The sequence below is a fragment of the Azotobacter armeniacus genome, assembly GCF_054779355.1.
Genome location: NZ_BAAGYK010000049.1, coordinates 18398 through 32987, shown reverse-complemented (window position 1 = coordinate 32987; position 14590 = coordinate 18398). Strand labels below are relative to the sequence as shown.

14 protein-coding genes and 2 pseudogenes are annotated in these 14590 nt (G+C 68.0%); 10 read left to right on the top strand and 6 right to left on the bottom strand.

Annotated features, from left to right (window positions below; all coding sequences use genetic code 11):
- Positions 1 to 516 precede the first annotated feature (516 nt).
- Positions 517 to 816 (bottom strand): annotated as a pseudogene (locus ACYVD0_RS10625) (NADP-dependent glyceraldehyde-3-phosphate dehydrogenase); the annotation flags it as partial.
- A gap of 7 nt (positions 817 to 823) precedes the next feature.
- Here ACYVD0_RS10625 and ACYVD0_RS10620 point away from each other — a divergent pair.
- A complete protein-coding gene (locus ACYVD0_RS10620; protein ID WP_460426796.1) occupies positions 824 to 1462 on the top strand; it encodes a GntP family permease in 639 nt (212 codons plus the stop codon).
- A 228-nt stretch (positions 1463 to 1690) separates the two neighbouring features.
- On the opposite strand, the pseudogene ACYVD0_RS10615 reads toward ACYVD0_RS10620, so the two are convergent.
- From ACYVD0_RS10615 to glpK, 4 genes and pseudogenes are all read right to left on the bottom strand, one after another.
- Positions 1691 to 1832 (bottom strand): annotated as a pseudogene (locus tag ACYVD0_RS10615) (pyruvate kinase); the annotation flags it as partial.
- 47 nt (positions 1833 to 1879) lie between these two features.
- Complete coding sequence (gene glpD / locus ACYVD0_RS10610) at positions 1880 to 3412, bottom strand: glycerol-3-phosphate dehydrogenase (protein WP_460426795.1); 1533 nt, start codon at positions 3410 to 3412, stop codon at positions 1880 to 1882.
- Positions 3413 to 3702: 290 nt separating this feature from the next.
- Complete coding sequence (locus tag ACYVD0_RS10605; RefSeq protein ID WP_460426794.1) at positions 3703 to 4458, bottom strand: DeoR/GlpR family transcriptional regulator; 756 nt, start codon at positions 4456 to 4458, stop codon at positions 3703 to 3705.
- A 105-nt stretch (positions 4459 to 4563) separates the two neighbouring features.
- A complete protein-coding gene (glpK, locus tag ACYVD0_RS10600; RefSeq protein WP_460426793.1) occupies positions 4564 to 6081 on the bottom strand; it encodes a glycerol kinase in 1518 nt (505 codons plus the stop codon).
- 558 nt (positions 6082 to 6639) lie between these two features.
- Between glpK and ACYVD0_RS10595 the strand changes: the two genes are divergently transcribed.
- Positions 6640 to 7071 carry a hypothetical protein gene (locus ACYVD0_RS10595; RefSeq protein ID WP_460426792.1) on the top strand — a complete coding sequence of 144 codons (432 nt, stop codon included), beginning with the start codon at positions 6640 to 6642 and terminating at the stop codon, positions 7069 to 7071.
- Positions 7072 to 7150: 79 nt separating this feature from the next.
- On the opposite strand, the gene ACYVD0_RS10590 is transcribed toward ACYVD0_RS10595, so the two are convergent.
- A complete protein-coding gene (locus ACYVD0_RS10590) occupies positions 7151 to 7351 on the bottom strand; it encodes a hypothetical protein (RefSeq protein ID WP_460426791.1) in 201 nt (66 codons plus the stop codon).
- A 452-nt stretch (positions 7352 to 7803) separates the two neighbouring features.
- Between ACYVD0_RS10590 and ACYVD0_RS10585 the strand changes: the two genes are divergently transcribed.
- Genes ACYVD0_RS10585 through ACYVD0_RS10550 form a run of 8 tightly spaced genes read left to right on the top strand, consistent with a single transcriptional unit; the run spans position 7804 to position 14565 of the window.
- Entirely contained in the window at positions 7804 to 8295 is a 492-nt protein-coding gene (locus tag ACYVD0_RS10585) for a Na+/H+ antiporter subunit E (RefSeq protein WP_460426790.1), read from the top strand.
- Positions 8295 to 8540 (top strand): monovalent cation/H+ antiporter complex subunit F, encoded by a 246-nt coding sequence (locus ACYVD0_RS10580; RefSeq protein WP_460426789.1) that lies wholly within the window; start codon positions 8295 to 8297, stop codon positions 8538 to 8540. Before ACYVD0_RS10585 ends, ACYVD0_RS10580 begins: the two co-directional genes overlap by 1 nt.
- Complete coding sequence (locus ACYVD0_RS10575; RefSeq protein ID WP_460426788.1) at positions 8533 to 8829, top strand: monovalent cation/H(+) antiporter subunit G; 297 nt, start codon at positions 8533 to 8535, stop codon at positions 8827 to 8829. The genes ACYVD0_RS10580 and ACYVD0_RS10575 overlap by 8 nt, the downstream gene beginning before the upstream one ends.
- Complete coding sequence (locus tag ACYVD0_RS10570; RefSeq protein WP_460426787.1) at positions 8822 to 9730, top strand: Na(+)/H(+) antiporter subunit B; 909 nt, start codon at positions 8822 to 8824, stop codon at positions 9728 to 9730. Before ACYVD0_RS10575 ends, ACYVD0_RS10570 begins: the two co-directional genes overlap by 8 nt.
- The gene (locus tag ACYVD0_RS10565; protein ID WP_460426786.1) at positions 9727 to 10002 is read left to right on the top strand and encodes an NADH-ubiquinone oxidoreductase chain 4L; all 276 of its coding nucleotides are present in this window, start codon (positions 9727 to 9729) and stop codon (positions 10000 to 10002) included. The genes ACYVD0_RS10570 and ACYVD0_RS10565 overlap by 4 nt, the downstream gene beginning before the upstream one ends.
- Positions 9999 to 11420, top strand: coding sequence for a proton-conducting transporter transmembrane domain-containing protein (locus ACYVD0_RS10560; RefSeq protein WP_460426785.1), 1422 nt, complete (start codon positions 9999 to 10001; stop codon positions 11418 to 11420). The genes ACYVD0_RS10565 and ACYVD0_RS10560 overlap by 4 nt, the downstream gene beginning before the upstream one ends.
- Entirely contained in the window at positions 11417 to 12913 is a 1497-nt protein-coding gene (locus ACYVD0_RS10555) for a complex I subunit 5 family protein (protein ID WP_460426784.1), read from the top strand. Before ACYVD0_RS10560 ends, ACYVD0_RS10555 begins: the two co-directional genes overlap by 4 nt.
- Positions 12910 to 14565 carry a proton-conducting transporter transmembrane domain-containing protein gene (locus ACYVD0_RS10550; protein ID WP_460426783.1) on the top strand — a complete coding sequence of 552 codons (1656 nt, stop codon included), beginning with the start codon at positions 12910 to 12912 and terminating at the stop codon, positions 14563 to 14565. Before ACYVD0_RS10555 ends, ACYVD0_RS10550 begins: the two co-directional genes overlap by 4 nt.
- Positions 14566 to 14590: the final 25 nt, after the last annotated feature.

Below are 14590 nucleotides of genomic sequence, written 5' to 3'. Positions count from 1 at the left end.
CGGTGTTAGCCCTTGGAGAGAATGTAAGCGGCATGGGTCAAGTATCCGTGTCCTGTTCTCAGTGAATTGGGAATCCCCTTCCTTTAGGGAGGGGAGCAGTCAATTGTTTTTATTACCGATGAAGATCGGTGGAAAAGTGCAAAAGCTTCCCCTCCGCAGGCGCGGATGCGATGGACGAAAGAGGAGGGCCCGGCTGTGATCAGGGCGTGGGAGTGTCCGGCATGGAGCCGCCCTGGCTATCCGGGGGAGCGCCGGACGTTCCGGTTCGCGGCAGGGAGCGAATGAGGGGTGGAGTGGTCATGGTGTCTTTCCCTTTATTGTTGTGCTTGTCGTAACGGTGTCCAGAGGCGTGGCGCCGGCGGTAGCTACGTCTCCGGGCAGGACGCGCGGGCGGGTGGGCTACACCGCCAGGGGGGTGAATAGCTATATCGACTGCGCTGCCGCGAAGGCATAAGTCTTCGCGGCACCGCGCACAGCCAGGTCATCCACAACGATCGGGGTGCGCGTGTTCATCGCTCAGAAGATGTAGTCGGTGGTCAGGAAGCTCGACTCGCGCCGGCGAATGATCTCGCTGATCAGCCGCTTGTTGTCTTCCTGGAACTTGGTCGCTACCAGGGTGCGGATGGAGAACACCCGCAGCGCGTCGTACACCGACAGGGTGCCTTCTGCCGAGTTCTTGCGACCGTTGAACGGGAAGCTGTCCGGGCCGCGCTGGCACTGGGCGTTGATGTTGATCCGGCCCACCTGGTTGGCGAAGGCGTCCACCAGTTGGCCGACCTGGGCCGGATCGTTGCCGAAGATCGACAGCTGCTGGCCGATCCTGTTGATTTTTGCCAACACCTTGATCGGCGCCCTGGCCAAGCTTAACGGCGACCCGACTATCAGCCAGGGCTTGATCGGCCAGATCTTCGCCTTCCTCGGCAACCCGGTGATCGCCGTCGGCCTCGGTGTGGTAGTGGCGATCTACAGCCTGGTGCCGCGCCGCCCGCGCGAGGAAGTCATCGCGGACATGGAAAAAGGCGTGGAAAGCGCCGGCATCATCCTGCTGGTCACCGGCGCCGGCGGCGCGCTGGGTGCGGTGCTGCGCGACAGCGGCGCCGGCCAATACATGGGCGAATGGGTCGCGACTCTACCGCTGCCGGCGGTGCTGATTCCCTTCGTGATCGCCACCCTGGTGCGCCTGATCCAGGGCAGCGGCACAGTTGCGATGATCACCGGGGCTTCGATCTCGGCGCCGATCCTGGCGGTGATTCCCGATGTCAACATGATCTTCGCCGCCCAAGCGGCCGCCATCGGTTCGATGGTTTTCGGCTACTTCAACGACAGCTATTTCTGGGTGGTCAACCGGATGCTCGGGGTGAAGAACGCCAAACACCAGATCATCACCTGGTCGGTACCGACGATGCTCTTCTGGTTCACCTCGCTGCTGACCCTTCTGTTGTTCAACAGCATCCTTGGTTGAGCCTGGGGGGCGGAGGCGCCGGTTTTTCAGGGCGAGGAGCTGCCTTCACTCTCTCCCGTCAATGGGAGAGGGGACTGCTGTCGGAGAGCGGGCCGGCCTCTGCCTCAGCTGGGCAGGATCCGACAGGTCAGGCCCTCGGTGTCGCGGGCGCTCCACAGCACACTGCGCGGCTGGAGCACCTGGGTCAGCGCGGCGAGCACATCCTCCCGGTGCCGCTCCATGGTCACCTCGGGCCATGTGTTCCTCGGCCTTGCCGTGGGAAAAGTTCAGCCGCACCACAGCGACACCGGCCCGTATCGGGCCTTCGATCGCTTCGGGGGTCTCGGTTGGCTGGGCCAAGGGTGGCGACGATCTTTGTTCTTCGCAGCATTGATCTGCATCCTCCAAAGGGATGTTTGTGTTCGCCATGAGAAAACTTCAGGAGGTCAGGACGCAGTTCTCCGGCTGCCGGGTCGCTGCTTCCAGGTAGGTGCGCAGCCGGTCCCGCTCCTCCTTGATCAGGAACAGACCGAGCTTGCTGCGCCGCCAGAGGATGTCCTCGGCATCCTTTGCCCACTCCTGCTGGCATAGGTAGTCCACTTCACGGGCATGCAGCGTGCTGCCGAAGTGTTCGCCGAGATCGGCAGGGCCGTTGACTCCCTCCAGCAGGCGCCAGGTACGGCTGCCGTAGGTGCCGGCCCAGCGCTGGGCGAGCTCCGGGGCGAGCCAGGCATGGCGCTGGCGCAGCTGGGCAGCCAGCTCGCGGCTGTCGCTCATCTGCTCGCCGCCCGGTAGCGGTGCCGCGGCGGTCCAGCGTGGTCCCATCTGCGGGAAGAAGGGGGCCAGTTGCTCCAGGGCCGCCTCGGCCAGCTTGCGATAGGTGGTGAGCTTGCCGCCGAATACCGATAGCAGCGGCGGCTCGCCCGGCGTGCCCGATAGCGCCAGGGTGTAGTCGCGGGTCACCGCCGAAGGGTCGTCGGATTCGTCGTTGCACAGCGGCCGCACGCCGGAATAGCTGTGCAGGATGCAGTCCCGGCTCAGTTGGTGCTTGAAGTGACGATTGACCACCGCGAGCAGGTAGTCGGTTTCCTCCTCGCTGATTCGCACCTGGGCCGGATCGCCCTGGTATTCGCGGTCGGTGGTGCCGATCAGGGTGAAGCGGTCCAGGTAGGGGATGGCGAAAACGATGCGCCGGTCCTCGTTCTGCAGGATGTAGGCATGCTCACCCTCGTACAGCTGCGGCACGATCAGGTGGCTGCCCTGGATCAGGCGGATGCCGTAGGGGGCCTTCTGCTGCAGGCCGCTTTCGATGAAGCGTGCCACCCAGGGGCCGGCCGCGTTCACCAGCGCCCTGGCGCGGATCGAGAAGGCGCTGCCGTCGGCGCGCTCCAGCTGCAGGTGCCAGTGGTCCTGGTGGCGGCTGGCCGCGACGCAGCGGGTGCGGGTCTGCACCTGGGCGCCATGCTCGCGGGCGGCCATCGCGTTGAGCACCACCAGACGGGCGTCGTCGACCCAGCAGTCGGAGTATTCGAAGCCACGACGGATATCCGTCTTGAGTGGGCTGCGGGCGCCGAAGCGCAGGCCGCGCGAGCCCGGCAGCTTTTTCCGTTTGCCCAGGTGATCGTAAAGGAACAATCCTGCGCGGATCATCCAGGCCGGACGCAGGTGCGGACGGTGCGGCAGCACGAAGCGCAGCGGTTTGACGATGTGCGGGGCCTTGGCCAGCAGCACCTCGCGTTCGGCGAGCGCCTCGCGGACCAGACGGAATTCGTAGTGCTCGAGGTAGCGAAGGCCTCCATGGATCAGCTTGCTGCTGGCCGAAGAGGTGTGCCGGGCGAGGTCGTCCTGCTCGCAGAGGAACACCGAAAGGCCTCGGCCGGCAGCATCGGCGGCGATGCCCGCGCCATTGATGCCGCCACCGATCACGGCAACATCGTAGAGTTCGGCAAGGGGGGAATTGGAAGGGCTCATGCGAGTTACCTTTGCTTAAACGAAAACTGATATTCAATTACGAAAATATTATGGCAAGAAAACGAACATTGTCACCCCTGTGTGTGAATGTTGTCGAACTTTATTGTGGCAGTCGGAAGACGGTGCGAAAGGGCGGGACGGGGAGGCCGTGGAGGGCGCTGGCAGGAGAGGGAAAGACAGCGTGCGGCAGCGAAGGGCCGGCAGGGCGACGGCCGCTGGACGCAAGACGCTTCAGGCGTTGGGGGGCGACGAGCCGGCCCGGCGCTGTCGCTAGACCAGGGCTGGTGCGCTCAGACGACTTCCAGCTTGATCTTGTGCTCGGCCAGCAGCTGAACCAGCCGTGGTGCCGGCTGGGCATCGGTGAAGACGCGATCGACCTGGGTGATGGAGCCGAGGCGGACCATGGCGTTGCGCCCGAACTTGCTCGAGTCGGCGGCGAGGAAAACCTGGCGGGCATTGTCGAGAATGGCCCGGGACACCCGCACCTCGCGGAAATCGAAATCCAGCAGGCTGCCGTCCTCGTCGATGCCGCTGATGCCGACCAGGGCGTAATCGACCTTGAACTGCTGGATGAAGTCCACCGTGGCCTGGCCGACGATGCCGCCGTCGCTGCGCACCTTGCCGCCGGCGACCAGCACCTCGAAATCGTCCTTGGCGCTGAGTGTGCCGGCCACGTGCAGGTCGTTGGTGATCACCTTCAGCGCGCGATGGCCGAGCAGGGCGCGGGCGATCGCCTCGGTGGTGGTGCCGATGTTGATGAACAGCGAGGCGTGGTCCGGCACGGCGGCGGCGATGGCCTCGGCGATGCGCTGTTTTTCATCGTGCATCTGGCCGGCACGCATGGCGTAGGCCGTGTTCTCCACGCTGGAGTCGTAGGCGGCGCCACCGTGATAGCGGCGCAGCAGCCCTTGCTCTGCGAGCTGGTTGATGTCGCGGCGGATGGTTTGCGGCGTTACGGTGAAGGAGTGGGCCAGTTCTTCGATGCTGACGTAGCCGCGTTCGCGGACCAGGTCGAGAATGTTCTGTTGGCGGGGCGCTAGGCTCATGCGGCGTTCCTTGGTGGCCCCCGGAGTATACCCCAGCGAGTGCTCGGGCCAACCGCCGCCGCCCGGGCACCCTGCCTGGCGAAACAAAAACGCTCCGCCTGGCGCTCAGTCGTCCTCGGTCCAGCGCCGGGTGCGCGCCACCGCCTTCTTCCAGCCGGCGTTCAGCACCTGGCGCTTCTCGTCGGAGCAGGCCGGCTCGAACACCCGCTCGATCCGCGCCTTGTCGCGCAACTCGTCGAGGCCGCTCCAGAAGCCGGTAGCCAGCCCCGCCAGGTAGGCGGCGCCGAGCGCGGTCACCTCCTTCACCGCCGGGCGCTCGACCGGCGTGCCGAGCAGATCGGCCTGGAACTGCATGAGGAAGTTGTTGCTCACCGCGCCGCCGTCCACGCGCAGCGCCTTGAGCCGCTCGCCGGCATCCTGCTGCATGGCGTCGAGCACGTCGCACGCCTGGTAGGCGATGGATTCGAGCGCGGCGCGGATCAGGTGGTCGGCTTTCACCCCGCGGGTCAGTCCGAAGACTGCGCCGCGTGCGTAGGGGTCCCAGTAGGGCGCGCCCAGGCCGGTGAAGGCTGGCACCAGGTAGACGCCGTTGCTGTCCTTGACCTTGGTGGCGAAGTATTCGGAGTCGAACGAGTCGTCGATCAGCTTGAGCTCATCACGCAGCCACTGCACCGTGGAGCCGGCATTGAAGATTGCTCCTTCCAGCGCATAGGCGACTTCGCCGCGTGGGCCGCAGGCGATGGTGGTGAGCAGCCCGTGACCCGACTGCACGGCCTTGCCGCCGGTATTCATCAGCAGGAAGCAGCCGGTGCCGTAGGTGTTCTTGCCCTGGCCGGGCTCCACGCACATGTGACCGAACAGCGCGGCCTGCTGGTCCCCGGCGATGCCGGCGATGGGGATGCCGCTGCCCTCGTTGCAGCCGGAGATGAAGGCGTGGCCGTAGACCTCGGAGGACGAGCGTACCCGCGGCAGCATCTCGCGCGGAATATCCAGGGCCTCGAGCAGGCGCGCGTCCCAGTCCAGCGCATGGATATCGAAGAGCATGGTGCGGGCGGCGTTGGTGTAGTCGGTGACGTGCACCCGGCCCTGGGTCATCTTCCAGATCAGCCAGGAATCGATGGTGCCGAATAGCAGCTCGCCGCGCCGCGCACGCTCGCGGCTGCCCTCGACGTGGTCGAGGATCCACTTGATCTTGGTCGCGGAGAAATAAGGGTCGATGACCAGACCTGTACGTTCTCTTACATGCTCCTCCAGTCCGTCGCGCTTGAGCTGCTCGCAGATCGCGGCACTGCGCCGGCACTGCCAGACGATGGCGTTGTGGATCGGCCGGCCGCTCTGCTTGTCCCAGATCACCGTGGTCTCGCGCTGGTTGGTGATGCCGATGGCGGCTACCTGCTGGTGATTGATGCCGGCCTGGGCCAGGGCCTCCACCAGGGTGGCGCTCTGCGTGGCCCAGATCTCCATGGGATCGTGCTCGACCCAGCCCGATTGCGGGTAGAGTTGGGTGAACTCGTGTTGCGCCGCGCTGACGACATTGGCGTCGCGGTCGAGCACGATGGCCCGTGAACTGGTGGTGCCTTGGTCCAGGGCGACGATGTACTGCCTGTTGTTGGTCTGGGTCATGACGTTGGCCTTCTGGAGTGTGGGGTAGTCAGGCTCGGGCCTTGCAGGCCGACGGGGTGGCCTCTGCCGGTTCGGCGCGGCCGGGCAGGTGGCGGGCGCCGAGCAGCGATACGGCTGGAGGATACGAGGAAATAGGGTAGTTCGCTTCCGGCGATCAAGGCGATATCGTCCCATCCGGCAAGAAGGGGCATCAGCTTGGGACCAAGATCGTGGGCCGGATTCATCCGGGAGGCCGGTCCTGATCGATCTGCCCCCGGAGGCCAGGCGCTCGAACTCACTGCCCAGAAAAGCGAGGAGGCTCCTGGTGTGGGCAATCCGGCGTGTTTCCCGTATGGGGTCAGAGCCGATGGTCGGTCCGACTTCGCCCCGATACTGCTCGGCGTCCGCTCTATCGCGCCCGGCACGGCAGGCTGGGGCGATGCAGTCGGCGCTGCAGTATTTTTGCTCCTTTGGGGGGGGTGCGCCATTACTTTGCCGGTATCTTCGAGGGTGAGGCTGTCATCCTGCCGTCATCTTGCCTGCGCATGCTGCCAATCCCATTCATGCAGGGAGCCGTTCATGAAACCGACCATGCTTGCCGCCTCTGTGCTGGTGCTCGGTCTGGCCGCTCAGGCCGTTGCCGGGAGTCAGCCGTCCTCTGGCTTTGACGTGTTGCCCGTGGGGATTTCTCCGGGTGCGCTGCCGGGCATGCCGAGCTTCGACCCGGACGGCGAACCCCTGTGGGCGGCCGGCGGGGAGGATGCTGGCGGACCGGCCCTGCAGCGCTTCGCCGATCTCGCCGAGCCCGGGCAGGAGGCCGTGGCGGAACGTCCGGCGTTGTCTGGCGGCATTGACCGCGAGCCATCGAGTACCCTGCTCCAGGCCATATACACCTCTACCTCCGGCGGGCAGGCCTCGCTGATCTGGAGCCAGGGCCACAGGCAGCTCAGCGACGACCGCGCCGATTTCGAGCGCGGCATTGTCGCGGCCAGGCCGACATTCTTCTTTTGAGGTCAGGCGCAGAGCGACGGGGTCAGCCCGGCTGCTCCGGTCGCCAGGCGCAATGGCCCGGGCGTTGCTCGTAAAGGGTTTACAGGCGCGTGCGCGACTTCAGGTAAAGGCAGTCGCCGTTGCTGCGGCGGGCGAGAGTGAAGATTTCCCGCTTGTAATTATTGACGTACTCGACGATGCCGGCCTTCATCAGCCGGCGGGCGATCTGCTTGGCCGGCTCGTCCTGATCGAAGGCGTCCGCCAGGCCCATGCGGATCAGGTCGGCCAGGTGCACTTTCACCGGCAGGCAGCAGCAGGGTGAGGTATCCGAACAGCAGATCATTGGCTTCGGCCATGGTGGCTGGCTTTCCATGCTGAGCCTGACGGAGGCTTGAATCCGCATCTACGGTTCGGACACTACGCGCTAGTGGCTCTTTGCTGTTATTCAATGCAAGCAAGCGTCACAGTCAACCTGAGTACGGGCCACTGGTACGTTGCGACCTTCCGGAACGATTCTCCCATAGCCCCTGCGTCCCTCATCCAGGACAACCTTGCCTGTCCGTGCTTGCCTTCGATCCCTTGCAGGGGGGCTGGGGCGTTGGTCCGGCTGGTACGGCGACCGCCCGATAATCCGGGCGGCTGCTAGCATTTAAGAAACGATTTCCGGCTCTTTTTCGGTCGCGTGGCTTGCACAAGCCGGGTGGCCATCTGCGGCGCAGTCGGCGGCATGCCCGTTGACCAAGGAGGAAGGCGATGGAGCGGTCCAGGCGGTGCCGCAGCTCTGCCAGCGGATTCTGCTGGGCACTGCTCTACACCGTGCTCTGGGCGTTGCTCGCCGAGGGCCGCGGCTGGGAGTTGGGTGCGCCCATGGTGCTGCTGGCGACGGGCTTGGCGGTCTGGCTGGGCCTGCCGCTCCTGCGCGTGCATCTGCCGGCGTTGCCGGGCTTTGTGCTGTTCTTCGTCATGCACATGTTCGCCGGTGGCTGGGATGTTGCCCGCCGTGCCCTGCACCCGCGCCTGCCGCTTTCGCCGGCCTGGCTCGACTATCCGCTGGCCTGCAGATCGCCGCGCGTGCGCCTGCTGCTTTCGGCGCTGATCGGTCTGCTGCCCGGCACCCTGTCCTCGCAGGTCGACGGTGATTGCCTGCGCGTGCACGTGCTCGACCGGCGGCAAGCCTGGCAGGCCACCGTCGCCGAGCTGGAGCGACGCCTTGCGCGGTTGTGCGGCGCAGGGACGGGCGGCTGATGGCGATCTATGCGGGATTGCTGCTGCTGACCATGGCTGTCGGGCTGGTACGGGTGCTGCGCGGGCCGGAGCGGGTCGACCGTCTGCTGGCGATCCAACTGATCGGCACCAGCGGCACCGCCGTGCTGCTGGTGCTGGCCGAGTGGCAGACGCAGCCGGCTCTGGTCGATGTGGCGCTGCTGCTGGCACTGCTGGCGGCCGTGGCCGTCGCCGCCCTGGTGCAGTTGGGGCGGGGGCATGACTGAGGCGCTGCTGAACGGACTGAGCTGGCTGCTGTTGGGCGGCGGCTTGCTGTTTTTCGCCGCCGGCAGTATCGGCCTGCTGCGCTTTCCCGACGTGTTCAGCCGCCTGCATGCATTGACCAAGGCTGACACCCTCGGCCTCGGTCTGGTGGTGGCCGGGTTGATCTGTCGTGCCGACAGTCCATGGCTGATCGCCCGGCTGTTGCTGATCTGGCTGCTGTTGCTGGCTTCCAGCGCCACGGCCTGCCAGTTGCTGGCGCGTCAGGCCCGCGGGGAGCAGAGCGATGACTGAATGGTTGCTCGACGGCATGCTCGGCCTGCTGCTGCTCGGTCTTGCCGCGGGTGCCCTGCATGTGCGCAGCCTTTACGCGGGGGTCCTGCTGTTCATGGCCTTCGGCCTGATCCTGGCGCTGGTTTGGGCGCGCCTGGGGGCGGCCGATCTGGCCCTGGCCGAGGCCGCCATCGGCGCCGGACTGACCGGTGTGCTGCTGTTCGTCGCCCTGGCCCGCCAGCCCCGGCCGGACGGCGCGGCGGATGCGCCGGGACGGCGCCGGCTGGCCGCGGCGGCCGTCCTGCTGCCGCTGCTGATGCTGCTGGGGCAGGGCCTAGTACCGGCCATGGGGGGGGGCGCGCCGCTGCCGGCACTGGCGCAGCGGCATCTGGCGGACAGCGGCGTCAGCCACCCGGTGACCGCCGTGCTGCTGAACTTCCGGGCCTGGGACACCCTGCTGGAGCTGGCCGTGCTGCTGCTCGCCCTGCTCGGCGCCCGGCAGCTCGGGCCGGCGCGCTTCGTGGTCAGCTCGCCCTGGCCGCTGCTGCAGGCCTGGAGTCGGATCCTCGCGCCGCTGCTGGTGATGGTCGGAGGCTACCTGCTGTGGCGCGGCAGTCACGCCCCGGGAGGGGCCTTCCAGGCCGGTGCGCTGCTGGCCGCTGCCCTGGTGCTGCTGCGCCTGGCCGGCCTGCTGCCGGCGCTGCGCTGGTCGTATTGGCCGCTGCGCCTGGCGGTGCTGTTCGGCCTGCTGCTGTTCGTCGCCGTGGCTGCCGGCGGCGCCTGGCTGGGCGCGGGCTGGCTGAGCTATCCGGCGGTCTGGGCCGGGCCCCTGATCCTGCTGATCGAGGCGGCGGCGGCCCTGTCCGTTGCCCTCAGCTTGAGCTTGCTGGTGATCGGCGAGCAGGAGGAGCCGGCGCCATGAGCAGTACGCTGTTTTACCTGGGCATCGGGGCCATGCTCTGGCTGCTCGGCCTGCACGGTCTGCTCTGCCTGCGCCAGGCGCTGCGGCGGATCATCGCTGTCAACCTGATGGGCAGCGGGGTGTTCCTGGTGCTGATCGCCCTGGCCGTGCGCCGTACGCCGGCCGACCCGCTGCTGCAGGCGCTGGTGGTCACCGGGTTGGTGGTGGCGATCAGCGCCACTGCCCTGGCACTGCGCCTGGCCGGTGCCGCGCAGCGGGAGCGCGGCGAATGACCCCGGCGCTGCTCTGCCTGTCGCTGCCGCTGGCGGGCGGTCTGCTGTTGATGCTCCTACGCCCGTCCGGCGGGCGCTGGGTGATCGCCATCAGCCTCGCCAGCCTGCTGGCCGCCGGCGCGGCGCTGCAGCAGGTGCTGGAGCAGGGCAGCCAGCTGCTACACCTCGGCGGCTGGGCTGCGGGGCTGGCGATCCGCTTCCGGCTAACGCCGCTGGCGGCCCTGCTGCTGCTGTTCAGCGCCCTGTTGCAGCTGCTGGTGGCGCTGTATGCCGCGCGTAGTCGGCATGCCATCGGCAGCGAGGACTTCTGGCCGCTGTCCTGCCTGTTGCAGGCGGCGCTGGCGGCGCTTTGGCTGTCGGCCGACCTGTTCAATCTCTATGTGACCCTCGAGCTGCTCGGCCTCGCTGCGGTGGCGCTGATCGCCCTGGCCGGTCCCCGAGCCTATCCGCCGGCGCTGAACTATCTGCTGCTGTCGCTGGCCGGCTCGCTGGCCTACCTGTTGGGGGTGGCGGTGCTCTACGGCCGTTACGGGGTGCTCGACCTGGTGCTGCTCGGCGAGCTGGCCGGCATCGATGCCAGCACTCGCCTGGCCTTGCTGCTGATGAGCCTGGGGCTGATGCTCAAGGCGGCTCTCTGGCCGTTGCACCTCTGGCTGCCACCCGCCCACGCCGGCGCGCCGAGCGCGGTGAGCGCGCTGCTCTCGGGGCTGGTGGTGAAGGGCCCGCTGTACATCCTCTGGCTGCTGTGGAAGGACATTGCGCCGGCCGAGCTGGGCCAGCAGGCCGGCCCGCTGCTGGCAGCGGCCGGCCTGCTGGCCCTGCTCGCCGGCGGCTGGTCGGCGTTGCGCTCGCCGTGGCTGAAGACCCTGGTGGCCTATTCCACGGTCGCCCAGCTGGGCTATGCGCTGCTCGGCCTGGGCTTGCTGCTGCACTGGCGGGAGCCGCGCCTGGAGGCGGCGCTGTGGCTGTTCGTGTTCGCCCACGGGCTGGCCAAGGTGGCGATGTTCCTGGCTGCCGGCGAGTTGCAGCGCGGCTCCGGCAGCCGGCGGGTGCAGGCCCTTGTCGGCGCCAGCCAGAGCCTGCCGCTGGCGATGCTCGCCTTCGGCATGGCCGGAAGCAGTCTGGTCGGCCTGCCGCCGAGCGGCGGCTTCCTGGCCAAGTGGCTGTTGCTGCAACCGCTGCTCGAGCAGCCGCAGCGCTGGCCCTGGGCGCTGGGTGTGCTGCTCGGCACGCTGATGTCCGGCGCCTATGTGTTCCGTGTGGTGGCGCTGGGCTTCGGCCGGGCCGGGTCGCCGTCGCCGGCCCGGCGCCAGGACCGCCTGGCGCACTGGCTGGCGCTGTTGCCGGCGCTGCTGGCCTGGGGGCTGGCGCCGTTCGTCGAGCCGCTGCTGCTCTGGCTCGACGAGGTGGCGCGATGAAAGGTGGCAGCCTGTTGCCTCTGGCGGTGGTGTTCAGTTCGCTGCTGCCGGGCCTGCTGATCTTCGCCCTGCGCGAGGAGCAGCATCGCCTGCGCATCGTCCTCAACCTCGGCGGGGCGCTGGTCAAGCTGGTGCTGGTCGGCGCCATGCTGGTGGGCGTGGCGCTTGGCCTGGAGTTCCGCTTCAGCCTGCCGTTCCTGCCCGGCGCGCCGCTGCTGTTGCATGCCGATGCGCTGTCCCTGCTGTTCGTCGCGTTGTCCTCGGTACTCTGGCTGGCGACCACCGTCTACGCCATCGGCTATCTGGAAAACTCGCCGCTGCGCTCGCGCTTCTTCGGTTTCTTCAGCCTCTGCGTCAGCGCCACCGTCGGCCTGGCGCTGGCCGGCAACCTGGTCAGTTTCCTGGTGTTCTACGAGCTGCTGACCCTGGCCACCTTCCCCCTGGTGGTGCACCGCGGCACCACCGTATCGCTGCACGCCGGGCGCGTCTATCTGGCCTACACCCTGGGTGGCGGCACGCTGCTGCTGGCCGGGGTGGCACTGCTCCACGGCTTGACCGGCAGCCCCGCGTTCCAGGCCGGCGGCTATCTGGCGGGGCAGCTCGAGGAGCACGCTTTCGCCTTGCGGGTGGCTTTCGTCCTGCTGGTCGGCGGCCTCGGGGTCAAGGCCGCGCTGATTCCGCTGCACGGTTGGCTGCCCCAGGCGATGGTGGCGCCGGCGCCGGTCAGCGCCCTGTTGCATGCGGTGGCGGTGGTCAAGGCCGGGGCCTTCGGCATCATGCGGATAGTCTACGACGTCTATGGTGCCGAGCCCCTGCAGCGCCTGGACCTGATGCAGCCTTTGCTCTGGCTGGCCGCGGCGACCATCTTCTATGGTTCGCTGCGCGCCCTGCAGCAGCAGGAGCTGAAGAAGCGCCTGGCTTACTCGACGATCAGCCAAGTCTCCTATATCACCCTCGGCGTGGCGCTGCTCGGCCCGCTGGCGGCGATCGGCGGGCTGGTGCATCTGGTCCACCAGGGGCTGATGAAGGTGACCCTGTTCTACTGCGCCGGCAACTTCACCGAGACCCTCGGCGTGCATCGCATCCGCGAGATGGACGGCATCGGCCGGCGCATGCCGCTGACCATGGCGGCCTTCAGCGTCGGCGCGCTGGGCATGATCGGGGTGCCGCCGATCGCCGGCTTCGTCAGCAAGTGGTACTTGGGCCTCGGTGCCCTGCAGGTGGGCCAGGACTGGGTGCTGCTGGTGCTGCTCGGCTCGGCGCTGCTCAACGCCGCTTACTTCCTGCCGCTGCTCTGGCGCGGCTGGTTCGCCGCCCCGGCCGACTGGCAGCATGGACGCTGGGCCGGCGAGCGCTGGGAGACGCACTGGATGCTGTTGCTGCCGCCGCTGCTCACCGCGCTGCTGTCGCTGCTGGTCGGCCTGTTCGCCGGCAGCGTCATCAGTCCGCTGGGTTGGAGCCGGCTGATCGTCGAGCGGGAGTTCGCGCTGTGACGGGCGCCTGGCTCTGGCTGCTGGTGCCGCTGGCGCCGCTGCTCGCCGGCGTGGGGCTGCTGGTCTGGCGGGAGCGGGCGATTCCCTGGCTTTCGCTGGCCTGCATTCCGGCGCTGGCCATGGTGTTCTTCCAGCCGCCGCCGGTGGATCTGCCCTGGCTGTGGGCCGGCGAGCGCTGGGGGCACGATGACGAGCTGAGTCGCGCCTGGCTGGGCTTCAGCGCACTGCTCTGGAGCTGCGCCGGGGTGTTCGGCGCCAGCAGCCTGGCCGGCGATTCGCGCCGTCTGCGTTTCTGGAGCTTCTGGCTGCTGGCCCTGGCCGGCAATCTATTGCTGATCATCGCCAGCGATGCGCTGAGTTTCTACCTGGGCTTCAGTGTCATGAGCCTGGCCGCCTATGGCCTGGTGGTACACCTGGGCGGCCCCGGGCCGCGCCGCGCTGGACGTCTCTATCTGCAGCTGGCGGTGCTCGGCGAGATCTTCCTGCTCGCCGGTTTCTTGCTGCGCAGCCATGCCGCCGGCGGCGATTTCTCCTTCGTCGCCTGGAGGGCCTTGCCGCTGGACGGCCTGACCCTGGTCCTGCTGCTCCTTGGCCTCGGGTTGAAGGCCGGTTTCTGGCCGCTGCACCTGTGGTTGCCACTGGCCCATCCGGCCGCGCCGGCGCCGGCCAGCGCGGTGCTCTCCGGGGCGATGCTCAAGGCCGGCATCCTCGGCCTCTGGCGTTGCCTGCCGGAGGACGACCCGCTGCTCGTCGGCTGGTCCGGGACGCTGTTGGCGACCGGCATGTTCGGCGCGCTCTATGCCGTGCTGCACGGGCTGTGCAGCAGCAAGGCCAAGGAGGCCCTGGCCTGGTCCTCGGTGAGTCAGATGGGCTGGTTCCTGATGGTTCACGCTCTGGCCTGGCGCCATCCCGCCCAGGCGTCGGCGCTCGCCACGCTGCTGGTGCTCTACGGGGTGCACCACGGGCTAGCCAAGGGCGCGCTGTTCCTCGCTGCCGGCCTGTGCCACGGCGGGCGTCTGCGCTGGCCGTGCTGGCTGCTGCTGAGCGTGCCGGCGCTGGCGTTGATGGGTCTGCCGCTGAGCAGCGGCGGGGCGGTCAAGACGGCCCTGAAGGACGCCTGGAACGAGAGCGCCTACAGCGTCTGGCAGCCCTGGCTGAGCCTGGGCAGCGCCGGGACTGCGTTATTGCTGCTGCGCGCGCTCTGGCTGCTGCGCCGGGACGCGGAGCATGCCCCGCCGCGGTCGCCGCCGCTGGCCCAGTGGCTGCCCTGGGCGCTGCTCAGCAGTCTGCCGCTGCTGCTGCCCTGGCTGTGGCCCGGGCTGCGCCTGCCGTTGCTGGTCAGTCTGAGTCTGGATGGCGTGTGGAAGCTGCTCTGGCCACTGTTGCTGGCGGCGACCCTGGCGACTCTGGCGGTGTGCTGCGGCTGGTCGGTGCCGGAGCCCCTGAGTCGTCGCTCGAACCTGGCGCTGGGGCTGTCTCTGCGGGTCACCCGGCTGCTGCGCCGACCGCCCCTGCCTGCCCCCGAGCTGCACCCGGACAAGGTGAACTGGCGCCGTCGCGAGCGGCACTGGAACCGCCTCTGGCGAGGCGCAGCACTGCCCTTCAGCGCCTGGCTGCTGGCGGTGCTGTTGTGGCTCGGTTGGCTCTGGTGAGAGCAGGACCACAGGCTCGCTGCCG

Bases quoted from the DNA above. Each gene is read 5' to 3' on its own strand.
- glpD (WP_460426795.1), bottom strand. From the start codon at position 3,412: ATGAGCCCTTCCAATTCCCCCCTTGCCGAACTCTACGATGTTGCCGTG.
- ACYVD0_RS10605 (WP_460426794.1), bottom strand. From the start codon at position 4,458: ATGAGCCTAGCGCCCCGCCAACAGAACATTCTCGACCTGGTCCGCGAA.
- glpK (WP_460426793.1), bottom strand. From the start codon at position 6,081: ATGACCCAGACCAACAACAGGCAGTACATCGTCGCCCTGGACCAAGGC.
- ACYVD0_RS10595 (WP_460426792.1), top strand. From the start codon at position 6,640: ATGAAACCGACCATGCTTGCCGCCTCTGTGCTGGTGCTCGGTCTGGCC.
- ACYVD0_RS10585 (WP_460426790.1), top strand. From the start codon at position 7,804: ATGGAGCGGTCCAGGCGGTGCCGCAGCTCTGCCAGCGGATTCTGCTGG.
- ACYVD0_RS10580 (WP_460426789.1), top strand. From the start codon at position 8,295: ATGGCGATCTATGCGGGATTGCTGCTGCTGACCATGGCTGTCGGGCTG.
- ACYVD0_RS10575 (WP_460426788.1), top strand. From the start codon at position 8,533: ATGACTGAGGCGCTGCTGAACGGACTGAGCTGGCTGCTGTTGGGCGGC.
- ACYVD0_RS10570 (WP_460426787.1), top strand. From the start codon at position 8,822: ATGACTGAATGGTTGCTCGACGGCATGCTCGGCCTGCTGCTGCTCGGT.
- ACYVD0_RS10565 (WP_460426786.1), top strand. From the start codon at position 9,727: ATGAGCAGTACGCTGTTTTACCTGGGCATCGGGGCCATGCTCTGGCTG.
- ACYVD0_RS10560 (WP_460426785.1), top strand. From the start codon at position 9,999: ATGACCCCGGCGCTGCTCTGCCTGTCGCTGCCGCTGGCGGGCGGTCTG.
- ACYVD0_RS10555 (WP_460426784.1), top strand. From the start codon at position 11,417: ATGAAAGGTGGCAGCCTGTTGCCTCTGGCGGTGGTGTTCAGTTCGCTG.